This is a genomic window from Curtobacterium sp. ME26 (assembly GCF_903970945.1).
Taxonomy (GTDB): domain Bacteria; phylum Actinomycetota; class Actinomycetes; order Actinomycetales; family Microbacteriaceae; genus Curtobacterium; species Curtobacterium citri.
This window is the reverse complement of sequence record NZ_CAJCKG010000095.1, coordinates 1-2,286: the sequence shown is the minus strand read 5'-3', so window position 1 is coordinate 2,286 and position 2,286 is coordinate 1. Positions and strand designations below refer to the sequence as shown.

Genomic DNA, 2,286 nt, shown 5'->3' with positions numbered 1-2,286 from the left:
GTCGACCCGCCAGCCCCGCGAGGTCCCGGCGAGTCCACCACTGCGGCGGACGACGATGTGCATGCTCCGGTTCTACGCCGTCACGACGCGGCGAGCACACCCACCGTGCGCCAGGCGTCCCGCACCGCGGTGTGCTCCGCCGAGCCGTCGCCGAAGCGGTCCGCGGCGGCGCGCACCGTCACCCCGGCGAAGCCCGCGAAGTCGATCCCGGCGGTCGTCTCCGCCGAGGTGAGGGCGTCCCACCAGACGGCGCCGGCACCCTCCCACGCGTGTCCGCCGATCGCGGTGGCAGCCAGGTAGAAGGCGTGGTTCGGGATGCCGGAGTTCAGGTGCACCCCGCCGGAGTCCTCGGTCGTCTCGACGTAGTCGGCCATCGTCGCCGGCTGCGGGTCCTTGCCGAGCACCGGGTCGTCGTAGGCGGTGCCCGGTGCCCGCATGGACCGCAGCGCGACCCCGTGCACGGCGTCAGTGAAGAGGCCCTGGCCGATGAGCCACGTCGCCTGGTCGGCGGTCTGTCCGGCGGCGTACTGCGCGACGAGCGAGCCGAAGACGTCGCTGACCGACTCGTTGAGCGCGCCGGACTGCCCCTCGTAGGTCAGGTCCGCGGTGTACTGGGTGACGCCGTGCGCGAGCTCGTGCCCGATGACGTCGAGCGCGACGGTGAAGCGCCGGAAGACCTCGCCGTCCCCGTCGCCGAACACCATGCGGCTGCCGTCCCAGTACGCGTTGTCGTAGTCCTGCCCGTAGTGCACGGTCGCGTCGAGGGGGAGACCCGCGCCGTCGATCGACACCCGTCCGAACACGTCGAGCCAGAACGCGTGCGTCGCCCCGAGGCCCGCGTACGCCTCGTCGGTCGCGGCGTCGCCCGAGTCCGGGTCGCCCTCGCGCCGCACGACGGTGCCGGGCAGCGTCGTCGAGCCGTGCGCGTCCGCGACGGTGCGCTGCGGGGACCGGTCGACGGTGCCCGTGACGCCCTGCGGCCGGACACGGTGCTCGTGCTTGGGTGCGGCGACGGCCGACATCTCGGCCAGGGCGGTCCGTGCCGCCGAGGCGGCGCGGGGGTGCTCACCGGCCGCGGCGACGGCGCGCAGCAGGTAGGGCGGGACGACGGAGCGGCGACGGTCGGTGGCGGTCATGGCGTCATGCAACCACCGACGTCCGACGAGCGGTCAGTCGCGGACGCGGTGCTCGACCAGGGCCAGTGCGTACGACTCCCACCACCGCCCGGCCGCCGGTCCGCCGTTGCACGTGCCGTCGCTCAGCCCGGGCGTCTTCACCCACAGCAGGGCGTCGAGGCGGGTCGTCCCGCGGGTGACGTGCGGTGCCTGCCCGAGGCCGGCGCCCTCGGGGTTGCACCAGGTCCCGCGCCACCCCTGCCCGTTCCGCGAGACGTCGATGACGTAGTGGGGATCGTCGCCGACGGCGTCCGCCAACCGGTCGGCGTAGGCACGCTCCTGGTCGACCCGGTAGAAGTTCGAGACGTTCGTGGCGAAGCCCTGCGTCCGGTCCACCCCGGCCCGGCGGAGCCAGTCGGCCATGGTCGCCACCGGCACCCGGTCCTCGTTGCCGCCGTCGAGGTAGACCGTCAGCCCGTGTCCGGCGAGCTCGTCGACCGCCCGGTCGAGCAGCCGCAGCCGGTCGTGCCCGAGGCGCTCGCACACGTGGATCTGCGCGATCGAGTCCGGTTCCACCAGGACCACGGCGTGGGACCCGGCCATCGCCCGGACCGCCGACCGGACCCACGGCAGGTAGGCGTCGTCGCTCGTGCCGCCGGCCGAGTAGCTGCCGCAGTCGCGGTCCGGGATCGCGTAGAGCACGAACACCGGCGTGCGGTCCTGCTGCTCGGCGCTGCGGACCACCCGTCGGACGGTCTGCGCCGTGGCCCGCTCGGACGGGTCGGTCAGCCAGGTCGCCACCGGCTCGTCGGCGATGACGTCGATGCGCGCGGCTGTGGTGTCCCGACCGTCCGCGCGCGCCTCGGCCGCCTGCCGCGCGGCCTGGTTGACGGCGGTCGGCTGGCGCGCGAGACCGCCGGGGAACGCCTCGGCCGCCGTGGCCCTCGCCGCGACCGGCCGGTCGCTCGTGCGTCCGTCCGGGCCGAGCCCGTCCGGCGCGCGCGCGGGCAGGACGGCGAGCACGACGGCGGTGACGAGCCCGCCAGCGACCAGGGCGCCGACCCCGAGCCACGCCCACTGCCGACGACCGGCACCGGTCCGGACCGACGTCCGGTGGTCGCGTTCCCCCTGGTGCGGCATGCCCCCATGCTCGCAGGAGCGGGAGCCCTCG

2 protein-coding genes are annotated in these 2,286 nt (G+C 75.1%); both read right to left on the bottom strand.

Translation table 11 applies throughout. The annotated features are described in order from the left end of the window. Positions 1-80: 80 nt before the first annotated feature. A complete protein-coding gene (locus H7A69_RS17135) occupies positions 81-1,136 on the bottom strand; it encodes a M4 family metallopeptidase (RefSeq protein ID WP_182048145.1) in 1,056 nt (351 codons plus the stop codon). A gap of 33 nt (positions 1,137-1,169) precedes the next feature. Then, the coding region (locus H7A69_RS17130) for a glycoside hydrolase family 6 protein (RefSeq protein WP_220456284.1) at positions 1,170-2,286 on the bottom strand (1,117 nt) is incomplete at its 5' end.